Origin of the sequence: Archangium violaceum (assembly GCF_016887565.1) — a bacterium.
Classification (GTDB): Bacteria; Myxococcota; Myxococcia; order Myxococcales; family Myxococcaceae; genus Archangium; species Archangium violaceum_B.
This window is the reverse complement of record NZ_CP069396.1, coordinates 1385404-1401909: the sequence shown is the minus strand read 5'-3', so window position 1 is coordinate 1401909 and position 16506 is coordinate 1385404. Positions and strand designations below refer to the sequence as shown.

The 16506-nt window shown below is 68.8% G+C and carries 14 protein-coding genes; all 14 read right to left on the bottom strand.

The window, feature by feature from the left end; all coding sequences use genetic code 11:
- Positions 1-15 precede the first annotated feature (15 nt).
- Positions 16-894 carry a sugar ABC transporter permease gene (locus tag JRI60_RS06010; protein ID WP_204224894.1) on the bottom strand — a complete coding sequence of 293 codons (879 nt, stop codon included), beginning with the start codon at positions 892-894 and terminating at the stop codon, positions 16-18.
- Positions 894-2954 carry a carbohydrate ABC transporter permease gene (locus JRI60_RS06005; RefSeq protein WP_204224893.1) on the bottom strand — a complete coding sequence of 687 codons (2061 nt, stop codon included), beginning with the start codon at positions 2952-2954 and terminating at the stop codon, positions 894-896. Before JRI60_RS06005 ends, JRI60_RS06010 begins: the two co-directional genes overlap by 1 nt.
- Before the next feature lie 16 nt (positions 2955-2970).
- Entirely contained in the window at positions 2971-4203 is a 1233-nt protein-coding gene (locus tag JRI60_RS06000) for an extracellular solute-binding protein (RefSeq protein ID WP_204224892.1), read from the bottom strand.
- Between the two features lie 29 nt (positions 4204-4232).
- Positions 4233-5327, bottom strand: a complete 1095-nt coding sequence (locus JRI60_RS05995) for an ABC transporter ATP-binding protein (protein WP_204224891.1) — start codon at positions 5325-5327, stop codon at positions 4233-4235.
- Positions 5328-5399: 72 nt separating this feature from the next.
- Positions 5400-6926, bottom strand: coding sequence for an alpha-amylase family glycosyl hydrolase (locus JRI60_RS05990; protein WP_239470375.1), 1527 nt, complete (start codon positions 6924-6926; stop codon positions 5400-5402).
- 281 nt (positions 6927-7207) lie between these two features.
- Positions 7208-7621, bottom strand: a complete 414-nt coding sequence (locus tag JRI60_RS05985) for a hypothetical protein (protein WP_204224889.1) — start codon at positions 7619-7621, stop codon at positions 7208-7210.
- 116 nt (positions 7622-7737) lie between these two features.
- The gene (locus JRI60_RS05980; protein ID WP_204224888.1) at positions 7738-8334 is read right to left on the bottom strand and encodes a chemotaxis protein CheC; all 597 of its coding nucleotides are present in this window, start codon (positions 8332-8334) and stop codon (positions 7738-7740) included.
- The gene (locus JRI60_RS05975; protein ID WP_204224887.1) at positions 8331-10541 is read right to left on the bottom strand and encodes a chemotaxis protein CheA; all 2211 of its coding nucleotides are present in this window, start codon (positions 10539-10541) and stop codon (positions 8331-8333) included. The genes JRI60_RS05980 and JRI60_RS05975 overlap by 4 nt, the downstream gene beginning before the upstream one ends.
- Before the next feature lie 55 nt (positions 10542-10596).
- A complete protein-coding gene (locus JRI60_RS05970; protein WP_108067310.1) occupies positions 10597-10965 on the bottom strand; it encodes a response regulator in 369 nt (122 codons plus the stop codon).
- A 72-nt stretch (positions 10966-11037) separates the two neighbouring features.
- The gene (locus JRI60_RS05965) at positions 11038-11466 is read right to left on the bottom strand and encodes a chemotaxis protein CheW (RefSeq protein WP_204224886.1); all 429 of its coding nucleotides are present in this window, start codon (positions 11464-11466) and stop codon (positions 11038-11040) included.
- A 119-nt stretch (positions 11467-11585) separates the two neighbouring features.
- Positions 11586-12947, bottom strand: coding sequence for a methyl-accepting chemotaxis protein (locus JRI60_RS05960; RefSeq protein ID WP_204224885.1), 1362 nt, complete (start codon positions 12945-12947; stop codon positions 11586-11588).
- A gap of 45 nt (positions 12948-12992) precedes the next feature.
- Positions 12993-13985: a thiamine-phosphate kinase gene (gene thiL / locus JRI60_RS05955; RefSeq protein WP_204224884.1), complete on the bottom strand. Its 993-nt coding sequence runs from the start codon at positions 13983-13985 to the stop codon at positions 12993-12995.
- Between the two features lie 127 nt (positions 13986-14112).
- Entirely contained in the window at positions 14113-15591 is a 1479-nt protein-coding gene (locus JRI60_RS05950) for an ATP-binding protein (RefSeq protein ID WP_204224883.1), read from the bottom strand.
- A complete protein-coding gene (locus JRI60_RS05945; RefSeq protein ID WP_204224882.1) occupies positions 15588-16292 on the bottom strand; it encodes a GTP-binding protein in 705 nt (234 codons plus the stop codon). Before JRI60_RS05945 ends, JRI60_RS05950 begins: the two co-directional genes overlap by 4 nt.
- Between the last annotated feature and the right edge of the window lie 214 nt (positions 16293-16506).

Here is a 16506-nt window from a genome sequence, read left to right as displayed (position 1 = left end):
CTGGAAAACGACGGACTAACCCTTGACGCTGCCGGCGGTCAGGCCGGAGACGAGGTACTTCTGGAGGAACAGGAACAGGACGACCACCGGCACCGAGACGATGATGGAGCCCGCGGCGAAGTAGCCCCACTGCTGCGAGAAGCCACCCACGAAGAAGCGCAAGCCCACCGGCGCCGTGTACATCGTCTCCTGGTCCATGAAGGTGGCCGCGAGGATGAACTCGTTCCACGACGTCATGAACGAGAAGAGCGCCGTCACCGCCACCGCCGGCTTGGCCAGCGGCAGGATGATGGTCCAGAAGATCTTCCCCACCGACGCGCCCTCGATGAGCGCGGCCTCCTCCAGGTCCTTCGGAATCGTGTCGAAGTAGCCCTTGAGCATCCACACGCTGAAGGGGATGGAGGTGGTGGCGTAGACGATCATCAGGCCGAAGCGCGAGCTGCCCAGGCCCAGCCACTGCACCAGGATGATGTAGAGGGGGATGAGCATCAGCGTGCCCGGGAACATCTGGGACACGAGGAAGGCCATCATGCCCGCGCGCTGGCCGGCGAACTTGAAGCGGCTGAAGGCATAGGCCGCGGTGCACGCGAGGAACACGCCCACCACCGTGGTGCCCAGCGCGATGACGGCGCTGTTGAACATCCACTGCCCGAAGGGCTGATCCCTCATCACCGAGACGAAGTTGGAGAACGACCACGTCTCCGGCCAGGGCATGACGGCGCGCACCTGGTCCAGGAACGAGGGCTCCTCGGGGATCGTGGCGATCGCCAGGCTCTGCTTACCCGAGAAGGCGATCGTGATGACCCAGAGGATGGGGTAGAGGGTGAAGAGGGTGAAGCCCGTCAGCAGCACGTGCAGCGGCCAGTGGGGCACCCCATCTCGACGCGAGAACATCAGGCGGCCTCCGTGGCGCGCGACATGCGGTTCTGCACCACGCTGTAGAGCAGCAGGATGCCGAAGATGACCGTCGAGTACGCCGCCGCGTACCCGTAGCGGTAGCGCTGGAAGGCGAACTTGTACGCCTGGGTCACGAGGATTTCCGTCGAGTTGCTCGGCTCGCCCTCGGTCACCAGGAAGATGATGTTGAACATGTTGAAGGTCCAGACGACCGACAGGATGACGGCCGGGACCAGCGCGGGCTTGAGCGAGGGCAGTGTAATCGACTTGAACTGCTGCCAGCGAGAGGCCCCATCCACGCGCGCGGCCTCGTAGAGCTCGTTGGGGATGGACGTCAGCGCGCCCAGCGACACCACCATCATGAAGGGGAAGCTCAGCCAGCCGTTGGTGGCGAGCGCCGTGAGGAACGACGTCGTCGGCGTGTCGTACCAGGCGAGCCCCTGTCCACCGAACATCCGGATGACGTGGTTCACCACGCCGAACTGCTGGTGGAACATGCCCTTCCAGATGAGCGCGGTGATGTAGTTGGGCATGGCCCACGGCAGGATGAGCAGCACGCGGTACACCGGCCGCAGCGCCAGCCCCTGCACGTTGAGCATGAGCGCCAGCGCCAGGCCCACCGTCACGCCGATGGTCACGTTGGTGACCGTCCACACCACCGTGAAGAAGAGCGTGTAATAGAAGTTGAGGTAGTTGAAGACGAGCGACCCGTCCTGCGCCCTCCGGGCGATGTTGAAGTCGCCGAGGATCTCCACGTAGTTGCGCAGGCCCACCCAGATGTCCGACAGCGCCTGCCCCGTGTTGTAGAGGTTGGAGTCGGTGAAGGACAGGGTGATGCCGTAGAAGAACGGGAAGAAGACGAGGACCAGCATGCCCACCATCGCCGGGGCGATGTAGAGGTAGGCCGTCCGGTACTCCACCACCGTCTCCACCGTGCGGGCCAGACCGCCCATGCCGATGAAGAGCAGCACGGCCAGGGCCAGCGCGCCCAGCCCACCGAGCGCGCGGCCCGCGCCCGAGCGCAGCTCGGCCACGCGCGCGGACACCACCGCCTCGTTCACCTCACCCGCCGGCGTCACCAGCCCCAGCGGACGGCGGAACTGATCCGCGTCCCAGTTGCCGGGCTGCAGCGCCGGCTCGGCCGCGAGCTGCCGCTCGGCCATCACCGCCTGGGCCCGCTGCGCCATCGCTTGTAGCTGCGAGGCCACGAGCGTCTGCGTCGCATGCACCTCGGAGCCCAACGTGCCCAGCGAATAGGACACGTAGCCACCCAGGCCCGCCGCGAGCAACACCACCGACATGGCGACGAGCAGGCCCTGGCGGCGCACGACGAAGGCCGCGGCACCACACACCGCCAGCGGCACCAGGAAGAAGGCCAGCGTCGCCAGCATGCCCGGCTTCAACGGGGCCGCCAGCGGAGCCGTGGCCAGCTCCACCATGCCCACCACCGAGCCGTCCACCTCCACCGGCGCGCTCAGCAGGCGCCGGCCATCCGGCAGCGCCTCCGTCTCCACCTCCAGCTTGCGCGCGGAGCCTTCCTCCCGGTTGGTCTCCACCGCGGCGCGCAGCCGCTGCCCGCGGTCGTAGAGGGGCTTCTCCTCGCGCGACAGCCGGCGCGGCGCCGCGCGCTCCCCCTGGTCCTCGGGGAAGGTGGAGGCCTCGAGCTGGATGCCCGAGAAGGCAATCACTCGCACCGCGCTGCCCGGCGGAAGCTGCTCCTTCCACGTGGACACCACGGCGCGCACGGCATCCCCCGAGCCCCCCGCGCGCTGGACCAGGTCCTCCAGCGCACGCAGGGACACGAGGGACTGGCGATCCGCGCGCTCGGTGGACATCTTGTCCAGCGCCCCGGCCAGCAGGCCGTGGGCGATCGCCAGGGACAGACCGAGCGCGAGGGAGAGCCCCACGAACACCCGCCCGCGGTGGGGAGCACCAGGGCCCGACGAGCCGCCCGAGGGACGGCCCCCGGTACTGTGGAGGGCTTGGGTGTGACCGCGCTCGCCGAGCGCGTGGGCGGCGACGTCATTCTGCTCATCGCCGGTTCGCTGTGGGGCCATATTGCTCACTCGCTCCTCACTTCTTGCGCAGGCCGGCCACGTCCTTGGCCACGGCCTTCTGGGCTACGTCGAGGGCGGCCTTGGGCGTGGCGGCCTTCTTGAGGATGGAGTTCATCGCCGAGGTGGCCGGCGACCAGACCATCGTCATCTCCGGCACGTTGGGCATCGGCACCGCCGTGTCGACCTGGTCGCGGAACGCCTTGAGCTGCGGGTCCGCCTGCACCTTCGGATCGGAATACACCGCCAGGTTGGCGGGGCTCTGACGGCCCTCCAGCGCGAGCACCTTGGCGGCCTCGTCGCTGGTGAGGAACTTCGCCACCTCGAACGCCGCGTCCGTGTTCTTCGACGGAGCGGAGATGTACACGCCCTCCACCGTCATCCACGGGCGCATCGGCTTGCCACCGGCCTCGTCCAGCGTGGGCAGCGGCGCCAGGCCGTAGTCCACGCCCTTGGCGATCTCCCCCAGGAACCAGGGGCCGGAGAACACCATGGCCGCCTTGCCCTCGTTGAAGAGCGAGGTGATGAGCGCCGAGGAGGGCTCGGCCGGGAGGATGCCGTCCTTCTCCACCCACTTCATCACCTGCTCCACCGACTTCACGTTCTGCGGCGAGTTGAGGGTGGGCGTGGTGCCCGGGCCGAACACGCCGCCGCCGAAGCCGTTCATCAGGGCCGCGTGGAAGTAGAAGTCACCGTAGGAGTACGCCAGACCGAAGCGGCCCGCCTTCTTGTCGGTGAGCTTCTTGGCGATCGTCACCAGCTCGCCGCTCGTCTTGGGCGGGGTGGGCACGAGCTTCTTGTTGTAGATGAGCGTGATGACCTTGTAGTTCAGCGGCAGGCCGTACACGGTGCCGCGGTAGGTCATCGCCTCCATCGTGGTGGGGATGAAGCGCTTGCGAAGCGCGTCATCCACGAAGAAGTCGATGGGCGCCACCGTGTTGCCCGCTTCGATCCATCCACCCAGGCGGTCCTGGGCGAAGATGAAGATGTCCGGGCCCTTGCCGCGCGGCACGGTGGCGGAGATCTTGTCCGCGTAGGCGTCATACGGCACCGCCAGCGTCGTCACCTTGATGCCCTTGGAGGCATTGGCGGCGTTGAACTGGGCGATCACCTTCTCCAGCGCCGTCTTCTCCTCGGCGCGGTAGGCGTGCCACAGGACGATCTCCTTCGTCTCGGCGGCGGCGGCGGGCCTTGCAATCAGGCCGAGCGCGCACAGGCACACGGCCGCGATCATCAGTCGCAGGTTCTTCATGTCGTGGTGCTCCTCTGGAGGGGACTCGACTAGGCGGACAGACGTTGTTCGGTTTCAGCGTCGAACAGGTGCAGCGACTCCAGCTCGACCACCACCTGCATCTTCGCGCCCGTCTCGGGCGTGTGCTGGGGCGGCAACCGGAAGACGATGAAGTTCTCGGCGAGGCGGGAGTGGACGATGACCTCGTTGCCGAGCGGCTCGACGAGATCCACCTTCACCTCCAGCGGCGCCGTCTCGCCGCGGGCGGTAGCCGACGGCGCGATGATGTTGTCAGGACGGATGCCGACCTTCAACTTGCGGCCCCCCTTGCCCGCCGTCACCGGGCGCAGGCTCTGGGGTACCGGAATCTTGAAGCCCTCGCCCTCGAGCGCCTCGCCATTGGCCGAGAGCGTGGCGGTGGTGAAGCTCATGGGCGGAGAGCCGATGAACTGGGCCACGAAGACGTTGGCCGGGCGCTCGTACACCTCCAGCGGGGTGCCGAGCTGCTGCAGCTTGCCCTCCTTCATCACCGCGATGCGGTGGCCCATCGTCATGGCCTCGATCTGGTCGTGCGTCACGTAGACCGAGGTGACCCCTAGACGCTGCTGGAGCTTCTTGATCTCCGAGCGCATCTGCACGCGCAGCTTGGCGTCGAGGTTGGACAGAGGCTCGTCGAAGAGGAACACCGCCGGCTTGCGCACGATGGCGCGGCCGAGCGCCACGCGCTGGCGCTGACCACCGGAGAGCTGCTTCGGCTTGCGGTCCAGCAGGTGCGTGATGCCGAGAATCTCGGCGGCATCGTTCACCAGCTTGTCCATCTCCGGCTTGGGCGTCTTGCGGATCTTCAGACCGAACTCGAGGTTCTCCCGGATGGTCATATGCGGGTAGAGCGCATAGTTCTGGAAGACCATCGCGACGTCGCGATCCTTGGGCGGCAGCTCGTTCACCACGCGGTCGCCAATGGACAGGCTCCCGCCGGTGATCTCCTCGAGGCCGGCGATCATCCGCAGCGCCGTGGACTTGCCACAGCCCGACGGGCCCACCAGCACCATGAACTCATGGTCACGGATATCGAGGTTCAATCCCTCGATGACCGAGACTTCGCCATACCGCTTGGCCACATTCTTGAAAACCACACCGGCCATTCAGGCTCTCCCCACCACGCGGGCACACCCCGGCTCATCCGGGTGCCTGTTTGCAGTTGACTGCGTTCTCATCTAACGAGTCCGTCCCAGGATGCGGACGGACAGGGGCTCGACGGTCACTTCTACCGTGGGACCGGCCTTCAGGGGTCCTCCATCGAGCAGGTCTTCCGCGTCCGCACCGCTCCAGGCCTCGGGCCAGGGAAACGACACGGCCGCCTTCTTGTCACCGCGGTTCACCGCTACCACGACCGCATCACCCGACTCCGGCTCGTGCCGGAGGAAGGTGTAGACGTCGCCCTCCGTGGAGAGCCCCTTGTGCGTACCACGCGCGAGCGCCGGGTGTGCACGGCGAATGGCGATGAGCTTTTGATAGAACTGGCGGAGAGATTCGTCGCGCGGCAGGCCCGCGCCGGGCTGCACCGCGCGCTCGCCCCAGGGCATGTCGCTCCGGTTGGCCGGCCAGTCCCCTCCGGCGCGGCCCACCTCCTCGCCGTAATAGATGACGGGCATGCCGGAGGTGGTGAGCTGCAGCGCCGCCGCGAGCCGGAAGCGCGCCTTGTCGCCCCCCAGCTGGAAGAGCGCGCCGGGCACGTCGTGCGAGGACAGGAAGTGAGACAGCAGGTAGCCCTTGCGCACCTTGCCGCGCGAGCGGAGGTAGGCATCGAAGGCCACGGTGCGCCCGCGGCCCTGCACCCACGCGAGCGCGCTGCCCTGGAAGCCGAAGTCGAAGCCGGCGTCCATCTCGTCGTTGACGAACCACGGGTCGAGCGACTCGCGGTCCCCGCCCCACACCTCGCCAATGAGGAAGAAGTCCTGGCCCAGCTCCGCGCGCGTGCGGCGGCGATGCTCCTGCCAGAAGGGGTGGTCGACGTGCTTCACCGTGTCCAGCCGGAAACCGTCCACTCCTGAACGCTTGCCCCAGGACAGCTGCGCGTCGAGCAGGTACTTCGCCACCTCGGGCCGCTCCGTCTTGAAGTCCGGCAGGCCGGACACGCAGGTGGTCAGGTCATCCTGCCCGCAGGTGCCCTTCTCCTCGGAGCGCAGCCAGTCGCGCGTCTCGGGTGCCGTCACGTAGCGCGAGTTGTAGCCCGGGTGGTTGTAGACCACGTCCAGCAGCACGCGGATGCCCCGCTGGTGACACGCCTCCACCAGCGCCTTCAGCTCCTGCTCGCCGCCGAAGCGCGGGTCGAGCTGATGGAAGTCATCCGCCCAGTAGCCGTGGTAGCCCCAGTCGGGGAAGCCGGCGCCGGTGACGAAGCCGTCGATGTTCTTCACCACCGGGGTGATCCAGATGGCCGTCACGCCCAGCGAGGACAGCTCGTCGAGCTGCTCGCGCAGGCCCTTGAAGTCCCCCCCGTGGAACGCGCCGGGGGCCTTCTTGTCCACCTTGAGGTCATTGGCCGGGTCGCCATTGGCGAAGCGGTCCAGCACGACGAAGTAGAGCACCTCGTCGGACCAACGGCGCGCGGGAGCCGCCGTCGCGGGCGCCGGAGCCTCCGTGACGACGGGGGCGGGCGCCGGAGCGGACGCGGGCGTGCCGACCTCCGAGGTTGCGCTCCCAGCGGGCGGTTGCGAATGAACGCAGCCGGTGAACGCCAAGGGAAAAAGCAACAGGGAAATCGCAGCGGGGTGACGAATGTTCGCGCGTCTGGCCGGGGGGCGACGAGGCGACGAATCAACCATTGGGCGGGACTTTTCCACACCCGCTCTAGAAAGTGAACCCTGCCACTTCGTGTGTCAACGAACGGCAGTGAATCCAGGAGGTTGAAGTGTCGCTTTCACGTCCCGCGCGCAGCGCGTACACACCCCGTCAAGTCACGTTCGAGGCATTCAAAGCTTGACACGCCGCGCTAGCGCACCGTGTCAAAGCCTCACATCCGTCAGGGAAGGGTATTCGCCCTGTCCGGCACGTCATGGGGGTCGGCCTTGCCCACGTCCTCCACGACGGTGATTTCGCGAGCGACCATCTCCATGTCGTTGCTGGCGAACGAGGCGCGCACGGTGGAGCCGGGTGCGAGGAACTCGCGGCCAATCAACTTGCCGTCCTGGTAGTAGCGCGTCTGCGGGGTGATGCGCAGGTAGCGCGTCTTGCCCCACTTGTCCTCGATGACGAGCACGTCCGAGTACTCGGCGGCGACAGTGCCCTTCATCGTGAAGCCCCGCTCGAGCGAGGAAGGGTTCTTCGCGATGGTGCCCTCGCTACCCGAGGTCCCGCGCATGGCCACCGTGCCATCCGTCCGGCAACCCGCGAGCACCACCGCCCCCAACACCGCGCCCCAGATGACACCCCGCATGCTCGCTCCCCCATGGGACGCGCGGACGCCGCGCCCCACGATGGGTCAAGTTGGGATGAGGGCCCGGGGGCCGCAAGCAGCACCTCGGGACAATGCTGGTTGCCCGGCCCCCCCGGTCAGACGCCGAGACGGGCGAGCAGGGCCCCGGAGCTCTCGCGCTCCAGCAGCAGCAGCACCTGGCCGGACACCGCGGGCGCCCCCACCGCCGAGAAGCGCGTCTCCATCACCACCACGCGGCTGTTGCCCTCGGGCTCCGGCATGGCGCCCGCCACCACCGCGTCCGCCGTGCCCCGCACCAGCGTCGGCACCGTCGGCAGCAACCGCCAGCCCGTCAGCGTGCCGATGGCCGACAGGCACGCGCTCGCCACGATGTTGGCCGTCTCCGACAGCGCGCTCTCCCGCTCCTCCAGCGGCGCGTCCCGGCGCCGCAGCAGCAGCGACTCCAGCGACTCGCTGTCCTCCGCGGGCAGCACCAGCAACAGCACGCCCCGGAGTTGCCCCTCCATGCCCAGCTTCGCCGCCACCACGGAGGCCTTGCCTCCGCCCAGCAGCTCCGCCACCTCCGAGGTCTCCGCCAGCATCGCGCGAGGCACGGACAGGTTCACCGTGCGGCCGCCCACCAGCCGCGCGAGCGCGTTCACCGCGTGCCCACAACCGATGTTGGCCACCTCACGGAGGGCGTCCAGCTGAATGTCGCTCGGTTGGGGGCTCACGCGGACAGTAACCTCGGCACGTCCAGGATGAACACCGGGCGGCCACTTCCCAGGATGGTCACTCCCGAGAGGCCCGGCAGCAAGTCCAGGGGCCGGGACAACGGCTTGAGCACCGCCTCCTCCTGCCCCACCAGTCTGTCGACCGCGAGAGCGACCCGTCCCGCGTCTCCTTCCATCACCACGAACGGCCGCACGCCCTTGCGCGGCGGGGCGTCGACGCCCACCAGCGCATCCAGCCCGTACACCGGCAGCAGCCCGTGGCCGTGGGGCAGCATCGGCGTCTCCCGGCTGCGCTCGAGCTTCTCGCCGTCCGCCTCCGTCGCCCCCACCACCTTGGCGATGGGCAGGCCGAACACCTCGTCGCCCACCGCCACCAGCAGCAGGTGCACCACCGCCACCGTCAGCGGCAGCCGCAGCGTGAAGCGCGTGCCGCGGCCCAGCTCGCTCTCGATCTCCAGCGTCCCGCCCACGTTCTCCACCACCCGCTTCACCGCGTCCATGCCCACGCCGCGGCCCGAGATTTCCGAGACGTCCTTCGCGGTGGACACGCCCGGCAGGCACGCGAGCAGGAAGGCCTCGCGGTCCGTCATCCGCGCCGCCGCCTCCGCGCTGATGGCGCCGCGAGCCACCGCCGCCGCCTTCAGCTTGGCCGCGTTCATGCCGCGGCCGTCGTCCTCCATCTCCACCACCACCCGGTCGCGCGCGCGCCGCACGGACACCAGCACGCGCCCGCGCGCGCCCTTGCCCGCCGCCACCCGCTCCTCCGACGACTCCAGGCCGTGGTCGATGCAGTTGCGCAGCAGGTGCAGCAGCGGGTCCGCCAGCTCGTCGAGGATGGCCCGGTCCAGCTCGATCTCCGCGCCGGTGATGACCAGGTCGACCTCGCGCTCCTTGCGCCGCGCGATGTCGCGCGCCGCGCGGGGCAGCCGGTCCGTGATGAGCGACAGCGGCGTCATGCGCGCGCTCATCACCTTGTCGTGCAGGTCCTTCACCAGCGTCTGCAGCCGGTAGACGCCCTCTTCAATGGGCGGGCGCGAGTTCTCCGGCAGCACCTTGCCCAGCTCGCGCAGGCGCGCGGTGGCCAGCAGCAGCTCGCCCACCGTGTCCAGGAAGTAGTCCAGCAGCTCCGTGCGCACGCGCACCGTGCGCGTCGCCGAGTCCCCTCCCACCGCCCGGGCGGACTCCGCCAGCGACTGCGCCGCCTGCGAGACGGGCACGGGCGGTGGCGCGGCGACCGCGGGCGCCAGCGAGACGAGCTCCACCTCCGCCACGTTGCGCAGCGCCTTGCGGATGCCCTCCTCGCCCTCGGCCGTCTCCAGCTCGAGTTGGATGTTCCCATCCGGGATGCGGCCGGCCTTGAGGTCCTCCAGCGCGGGAAACAGGTCGTGCAGCGTGCCCAGGCCCGTGAGCCGCTTGTGCACCAGGAAGGCCCGCACCCCCGGCGTCTGGCAGGTGGGCGCGATGCGCAACCGCACCGCCCAGCGCTTCATCGTCTTCGGAGGGGCCTCGGGCTTCGCCTCCCCCTCCATCGTGAAGGGGGTCACCACCGCCATGGACACCGAGGCGGCCAGCTGGGCCGTCGCGGCCACCGGAGCCTCGGGAGCGGGCGTGGCGACGGGAGCGGCCTCGGCGGTGACACCGGGCGCGCTCGGGGCGCGCGCGGCGACCGGAGCGGGCACGGCGGCGGCCACGGGGGTCGCGACCGGAGCGGCGGGCGCGGCGGCCGGAGCGGGCGCGGCGGCCACGGGGGTCGCGACCGGAGCGGGCGCGGCACTGGTGACGGAGGTCCGGCCCAGCACCCGCGTAGCGCCGGGCGCTCGGCCCGTGAGCGTGCTCACCCGCTCGGCCAGCTGGCCCAGCAGCGCCGAGGCGTCATCCGGCGGCTTGTTGTCCGCCACGGAGCGCACCTGGGCCAGCATGATGTCGGTGGCCGACAGGAGCAGGTCCACCAGGGTGCGCTCCAGCCTGCTCGGGTCCTGGCGGATGGCGTCCACCAGGTCCTCCACCCGGTGGGCCAGCACGGCGATGGCCTCGAAGCCCATCGAGGACGCCATCCCCTTGACCGAGTGGGCGTGGCGGAACATGGAGTCCACCACGGCGGGTGCTCCCTCGCGCTCCAATTGCACGAGGTCCCGCCCCAACCCTTCCAGGTGCTCGCTAGCCTCGGTGAGGAACAGGCCGAGGTAGCGGGACATGTCCATCGTCATGTCCGGCCTCGGAGGCGCACGACGGTCATCCGCACGCCAGCAACGGGACGGGGCCTCAGCCCTCGCCCAGTACCTTCTTGACGACCGCCAGCACGTCCTCCGCTCGGAACGGCTTGACGATGAAGTCCGAGGCTCCCGCCTCGATGGCCTCCATCACCAGGCTCTCCTGTCCCAGCGCCGAGCACATGATGACCACCGCGTTGGCGTCGTACTTGATGATCTCCCGCGTGGCCTCGATGCCGCTCTTGAACGGCATGACGATGTCCATCGTCGTCAGATCCGGCTTCAACTCCTTGTACTTCTCCACGGCCTCCAGTCCGTTGGCCGCCTCGCCGACGACCTCGAAGCCGCCGGACGCGAAGATGTCCTTGATCATGTTGCGCATGAAGATGGCATCGTCGACGACCAGCACCCGCTTAGCCATTTGAAGCTCCGCCTCCGCTCAAGGCCCCGAGAGGGCCGCGGACACTACCATCCGCCCATTTCAGGCGGCTACTCACTTCTGTTGAGCCGCGGTGAAGAGTCCAACCACCGCGGAATCCAGCCCCTCTGGATCCAACACCGTCACAGCCAATCCCCTCAACCTCGCCACCCCTCGTACCGCGGGTACCGCCTTGCCCGGCGCCGTGCTCACCCGCTCCACCGCCTCGATCCCATCCACGTCCGTCACCAGCAGGCCCAGATCCCTCCGGCCCCGGTCCAGCAGCACCACCCGGCCCGGCGGGGTGGGCCCATCCGGCAGCCCCAGCAACTGGCGCAGCTCCACCACCGTCACCACCCGTCCCCGCAGGTTCATCACCCCCGTCACCGCCGCCGGCGCCCGAGGAACCCGGGTGAAGCGTTCCGGAGGCACCACCACCTCCTTCACCGCCGCCAGCGGCAGGCCGTAGCGCTCCTTCTCCACCCGGATGATGACGTGCCGCACGCAGACGACTTTCTATCAGCAGGGCTCGGGTTCTGGGAAATCCGCGAGAGCAGACAACCGAACAACCCGTGTCCCGACCCACCCTGGAGGGAGGGGGAGGGCGGGAGCCGGCCGGGTGCTCAGGCGTTCAGCCGGAAGCTGCGCACCACGCTCTGCAGCTCGATGGAGAGGTTGGTCAGCTCGCTGGCCAGCGACGTCATCCGCACCATCGCGTCCGTCTGCTCCTGGATGACGGCCTGGATGGCCTCCGTGGAGGCCGAGTTGTTCCGGGCCACCAGCGAAATCTCCTCCGTGGCCTTCACCATCTCCTCGCTGCCCTTGAGCTGCTCGCGGGCGCTGTCGGAGATGAGGTGCACCTTCTCGGCCACCTTGCGCACGGTGTCCGTGATGGCGCCCATGGAGCGCACGATGCCGGTCAGGTCCTCGCGGCCCTCCGCCAGCTCCTCGATGCCCTCCTTCATCGCGCTCACCACCGCCGTGGACTGGCCGGAGATGTCGCGCGCCAGCCGCGAAATCTGTTCCGCCGAGCGGCCCGCGCTCTCGGCCAGCTTGCGCACCTCGTCCGCCACCACCGCGAAGCCCCGGCCGTACTCGCCCGCCCGCGCCGCCTCGATGGTCGCGTTGAGCGCCAGCAGGTTCGTCTGCTGCGCCACCTGGGTGATGGCATCGACGATCTTCGAGATCTCCTGCGTCTTCTCGCCGAAGGCGAACACCTGCTGGCTCGCCGCCTCGATGCGATTGAAGACCTTCTTCACCTTCTCGCCCGCCAGCAGCGCCGCCTTGCTGCCGTTCTCCGCCGCGCTGCTCGTCTCCGCCGCCGTGCGCGCCGCGTCCTCCGCGCTCGCCGCCGTGCGCTGGATGCTGCCCGCCATCTCCGTAATCACCTTCGACGTCCGGCCCACCAGCTGCGACTGCGTCTCCGCGCCCTGGGCGATCTTGTCCATCGACAAGCCCACCTCCTCGTTGGTCGCGTTGACGTTCTCCGCCGAGCCCTGCAGATCCTTCGCCGTGTCCGCCACGCTCTTGGCGGTGTCCTGGATCTTCCCCACCAGTTCGCGCAGGTTCTCCTGCATCTTGCTGATCGCCAGCGCCAGCTCGTCGATCTCGTCACGCCGCAGCGCGCGCGGAGGCTCGACCACCAGCGGCTTGGACAGGTCCCCCTGCGAAATCTCGAACGCCGAGCGCGACAGCACCCGCACGCGCGTCACTCGCGCCAGGTAGCGCGGCAGCATCAGCGAGAGCCCCAGCGTCAGGCTCAGCGCCATCCCGATGCGCCACCAGAAGCCCAGCAACGTCTCCGAGATGAGCAGGGCCGCGGTCAGCACGCACCCCAGCATCACGTAGCCGGTGAGGATCTTCAGCTGCAGGGAGACTTCGTGGCCCCCCATGTCGCTCTGTTCCACGGAACGCAGCAGACGCTGCACCGGAACGCGGCGGGGAGAGAGGCCGGGGGAGGAATCGTCGCGGAGAGGGCGGCGCACGGTTTCGCTTTTCGGGAGACGGCGAAGCAGGGTGTGGGTTTAGCCCTACCGTCTGGAACGGTCAATCCGCCCACCTCCTCGGAAGTGGTCGTAGCCAGCGGGCAAGCGCAAGGTCCGGCCCATCGCGTCATGTATGTGTCCCGGTTGACCCGGGGTGAGCCGGCCAATGCACGTGACGGGCTCCTCCGCTCTCAGGCACGCACGCTCGAAGGCGGCGGTGCGCTCCGCTGGCACCGCGAGTAGCAGCTCGTAGTCCTCGCCTCCCGCCAGCGCGCCCTCCACCCCAAGGGAAGCACGCACCGCACGGGAGACGGGCAGGCGTTCGAGCTCCAGCTGCGCTCCCACGCCCGAGGCCATGCACAGGTGCCCGAGGTCCTGCGCCAGTCCATCGGAGAGATCCAGCCCCGCCGTGGCGAACCGTGCCGCGAGCCGGCCCAGCTCCACCCTCGGCTTTGGGCGCTTCTGGCGCAGGATCGCCGCGGAACGTCGCTGGCCCGAGAGGAGTTGCTGCAGGCCCAGCCTCGCTTCACCCAGCGTGCCCGAGACGTAGAGCGCGTCTCCCGGACGCCCTCCGGCCCGTGTGATCGGCGCCGTTCCTGGCGGGAGCTCTCCCGCCGCCGTGACCGTGATGGAGAGCTCGCGCGCCGAGGTGAAGTTGCCTCCGATCAGCGCGATTCCGTGCTCTCGCGCCAGCGCGCTCATTCCCCTCGCCAGGCCCAGGAGCTCGCGCCTCGGGAAGTCTCGGGGCAGCGCCAGCGCGCAGACGAACCAGCGCGGTATTGCTCCCATCGACGCCAGGTCCGACAGGTTCACCGCCAACGCCTTGTGGCCGATGTCCTCCGACGTGAACCAGTCCCTCTTGAAGTGCACGTCCTCCACCACCGCGTCCGTGGTGATGCACTGCGCTCCCTTCGAAGGTGTCAGGACCGCGCAGTCGTCTCCCGGTCCCACCGGTACTCGCGCCCTCGGGAACCGCGACAGGAAGAGATCGATGAGGGTGAATTCGCCCGCTGCCTTCGACTTCGGCTTCTCGCTCACGCTCCCCAGGGTAGACCCTCACCCCAGCCCTCTCCCAGAGGGAGAGGGGGCATACGCGGATCCAACTCGGGGTTCTCGATACCCTCACCCCGTCCCTCTCCCGAAGGGAGAGGGGTGTTTGGGTGGGTCAGAAACGCTCGGGTTCCGTGTCCACCGGCGGTGGGATGTATGCCGGCCCCTGTCCCGACAACGGCGGCTCCTGCGGCATCACCACCCGGAAGCATGAGCCCCGGCCTACCTCGCTCGTCACCGACACCTGCCCCCCGTGCCCCTCCACGTAGCTCTTCACGATCGCCAGCCCCAACCCCGCTCCCCCGTACTCCCGCGTCGGGCTGTCATCCACCTGGTAGAAGCTCTGGAAGATTCGATCCCGTTGGTCCGCCGGGATTCCCACCCCCGTGTCCTCCACCTCGATGTGGTAGCCCGACGCCCCCAGCTCCGCCTGCGGCCCCAGCTCCGACAGCCTCACGTCCACCCGCCCCCCCGTCGGCGTGAACTTCACCGCGTTGGCCAGCAGGTTCACCACCACCTGTCTCAGCTTCTCCCGGTCCGCCACCACCCGCGCCTGCACCACCGGCGGCATCTCCGCCTTCAGCACCAGCCCCTTGCGCTGCGCCTGCGGCGCCACGCTCGTCAGCGCGCTCTCCACCAGCTCCTGCACGTCCACCCACTCGAAGGCCAGCCGCACCTTGCCCGCTTCGATCTGGCTCATGTCCAGGATGGACGAGATGAGCTTCAGCAGCGTGTTCCCCTTGTCGATGATGGTCCGCACGAACTGCGTCTGCTCCGCGTTCAGCCCCCCCACCAGACCCTCGGACAGCATCTCCGAGTAGCCGATGATCGACGCCAGCGGCGTGCGCAGCTCGTGGCTCACCGTCCCCAGGAAGCTCGACTTGATGCGGTCCGCCTCCTTCAGCCGCTGGTTGAGCCGCAGCAACTGCGCGTTCTGCGTCTCCAGCTCCCGCTGCGTCTCCAGCATCGCCTCCAGGTGCAGCTGCCCCGTCAGGTAGGCCTTCTGCCCGGCCGCCAGCAGCGCCGCCATCACCTGGGCGAAGTTCACCACCATCCTCGACACCTTGTGCTCGGACATGCGCCGCACGTGCGTCACCAGCTCGCTCGCTCGCGCCAGGTCCACCCCCACCACCTCCGCCAGCGAGGCGGGCAGCTCCTTCAGCTCCTCGGGTGCGAAGGGTCCGAAGAGCACGCGCCCCAGCACGTCCCCCTCCCACACCACCGGCATCATCACGTAGCGCAGCCCCGTGAAGCACGGCTGGGAGAGCACCTCTCCCCCCAGGAGGGCCGGCCCCGGCAGCACCTGCGCCCCCTGCACCGGCGTCAGCGGCCCCTCCGTCATGCGCGACACCTGGGCGTTACACCGTGAGCGGCCCTCGCCACTCGCGGTGACGAAGCCGCAGAAATCCCCGTTGCTCCCCTTCGCGTCCGCCAGCGTGCGGCCCTGCGCATCCAGCACCCGGATGCCCACCCGGTACAGCTCCCCGAGGCTGTCCACCACGTCCCCGAAGGTGCCCGGATCCAACATGTCCACCAGCGACAGCTTGCGCTGGAGCACCGATCCGACGTGCTCGCCCGGTTTGTCGGTGCTCATCGCGTCTTCCCTCCCGACGGCGGATAGACCGGCTCGAGCGCCGTTCCCGTCAGGTCCATCTGCTGGAAGATGTGCGTGAGGAACTCCTTCTCCGTCAGGCCGATGTTGCGCGCCAGCCGCGTGCGCTCGTCCAGATTGCGCCAGGCCACCTGCAGCAGCGCGTGCAACGTCTCCATCACTCCCTCGCCGCGCAGGGCCACCGCCCCCACCACCGGCTCGGAGCCGCGCTTGCGCGCCGCCTCCAGCTCCTCGTCGGTCTGGGCGTCCGGCAGATCGCGCTTGTTGAACTGGATGACCACTGGCACCTGTGAGGCGTCCAGGCCGTTCTCCCTCATGTTCGCCCGGAGCATCCGCCAGTAGGCGTTGTTCTCCGCGGAGGCGCTGCGGCGGCTGTCGGCGATGAACGCCACCGCATCCGCGTTCTGCAGCACCACCCGCCGGGTGGCGTCATGCACCACCTGCCCGGGCACGGTGAAGAGCTTGAGCTTCACCTTGAAGCCCGAGCTGCTGGTGAAGAAGACCGGAAGAAGATCGAAGAAGAGCGTACGATCCTCGTGCGTCTCCACGCTCAGCAACCGGCCGCGTGCCTCCGGCCGGGCCCGTGCGTGGATGGCGCGCAGGTTCGTCGTCTTCCCACTCAGCCCAGGGCCGTAGTAGACGATCTTCAATGTGAGTTCGCGCTGGGCGTGGTTGAGTTGCACGTGCGGAGCTCAGGCTGCCGAGAGGGAGGGGGAAGGTTCGGCCAACCCGCTCCAGGCGGACGGTTTTTTATAGTGAAAGGTGTTCATCATTGAAAGCCGCCCCCCGCTTTAACCTGTGTGGGAGCCCGGAAGAGGCGGGAGCGGGCGGCCTTGGAATGCCGGACCCGCGTGAGCAGTTTGTCAGAGTCCGGCTCCCTCCCACACCGTGGGGGGA

Excerpts from the sequence above, each read along its gene's own strand:
- JRI60_RS06000 (WP_204224892.1), bottom strand. The coding sequence starts at position 4,203 with ATGAAGAACCTGCGACTGATGATCGCGGCCGTGTGCCTGTGCGCGCTC.
- JRI60_RS05950 (WP_204224883.1), bottom strand. The coding sequence starts at position 15,591 with ATGAGCACCGACAAACCGGGCGAGCACGTCGGATCGGTGCTCCAGCGC.
- JRI60_RS05970 (WP_108067310.1), bottom strand. The coding sequence starts at position 10,965 with ATGGCTAAGCGGGTGCTGGTCGTCGACGATGCCATCTTCATGCGCAAC.
- JRI60_RS05985 (WP_204224889.1), bottom strand. The coding sequence starts at position 7,621 with ATGCGGGGTGTCATCTGGGGCGCGGTGTTGGGGGCGGTGGTGCTCGCG.
- JRI60_RS06005 (WP_204224893.1), bottom strand. The coding sequence starts at position 2,954 with ATGGCCCCACAGCGAACCGGCGATGAGCAGAATGACGTCGCCGCCCAC.
- JRI60_RS06010 (WP_204224894.1), bottom strand. The coding sequence starts at position 894 with ATGTTCTCGCGTCGAGATGGGGTGCCCCACTGGCCGCTGCACGTGCTG.
- JRI60_RS05995 (WP_204224891.1), bottom strand. The coding sequence starts at position 5,327 with ATGGCCGGTGTGGTTTTCAAGAATGTGGCCAAGCGGTATGGCGAAGTC.
- JRI60_RS05975 (WP_204224887.1), bottom strand. The coding sequence starts at position 10,541 with ATGACGATGGACATGTCCCGCTACCTCGGCCTGTTCCTCACCGAGGCT.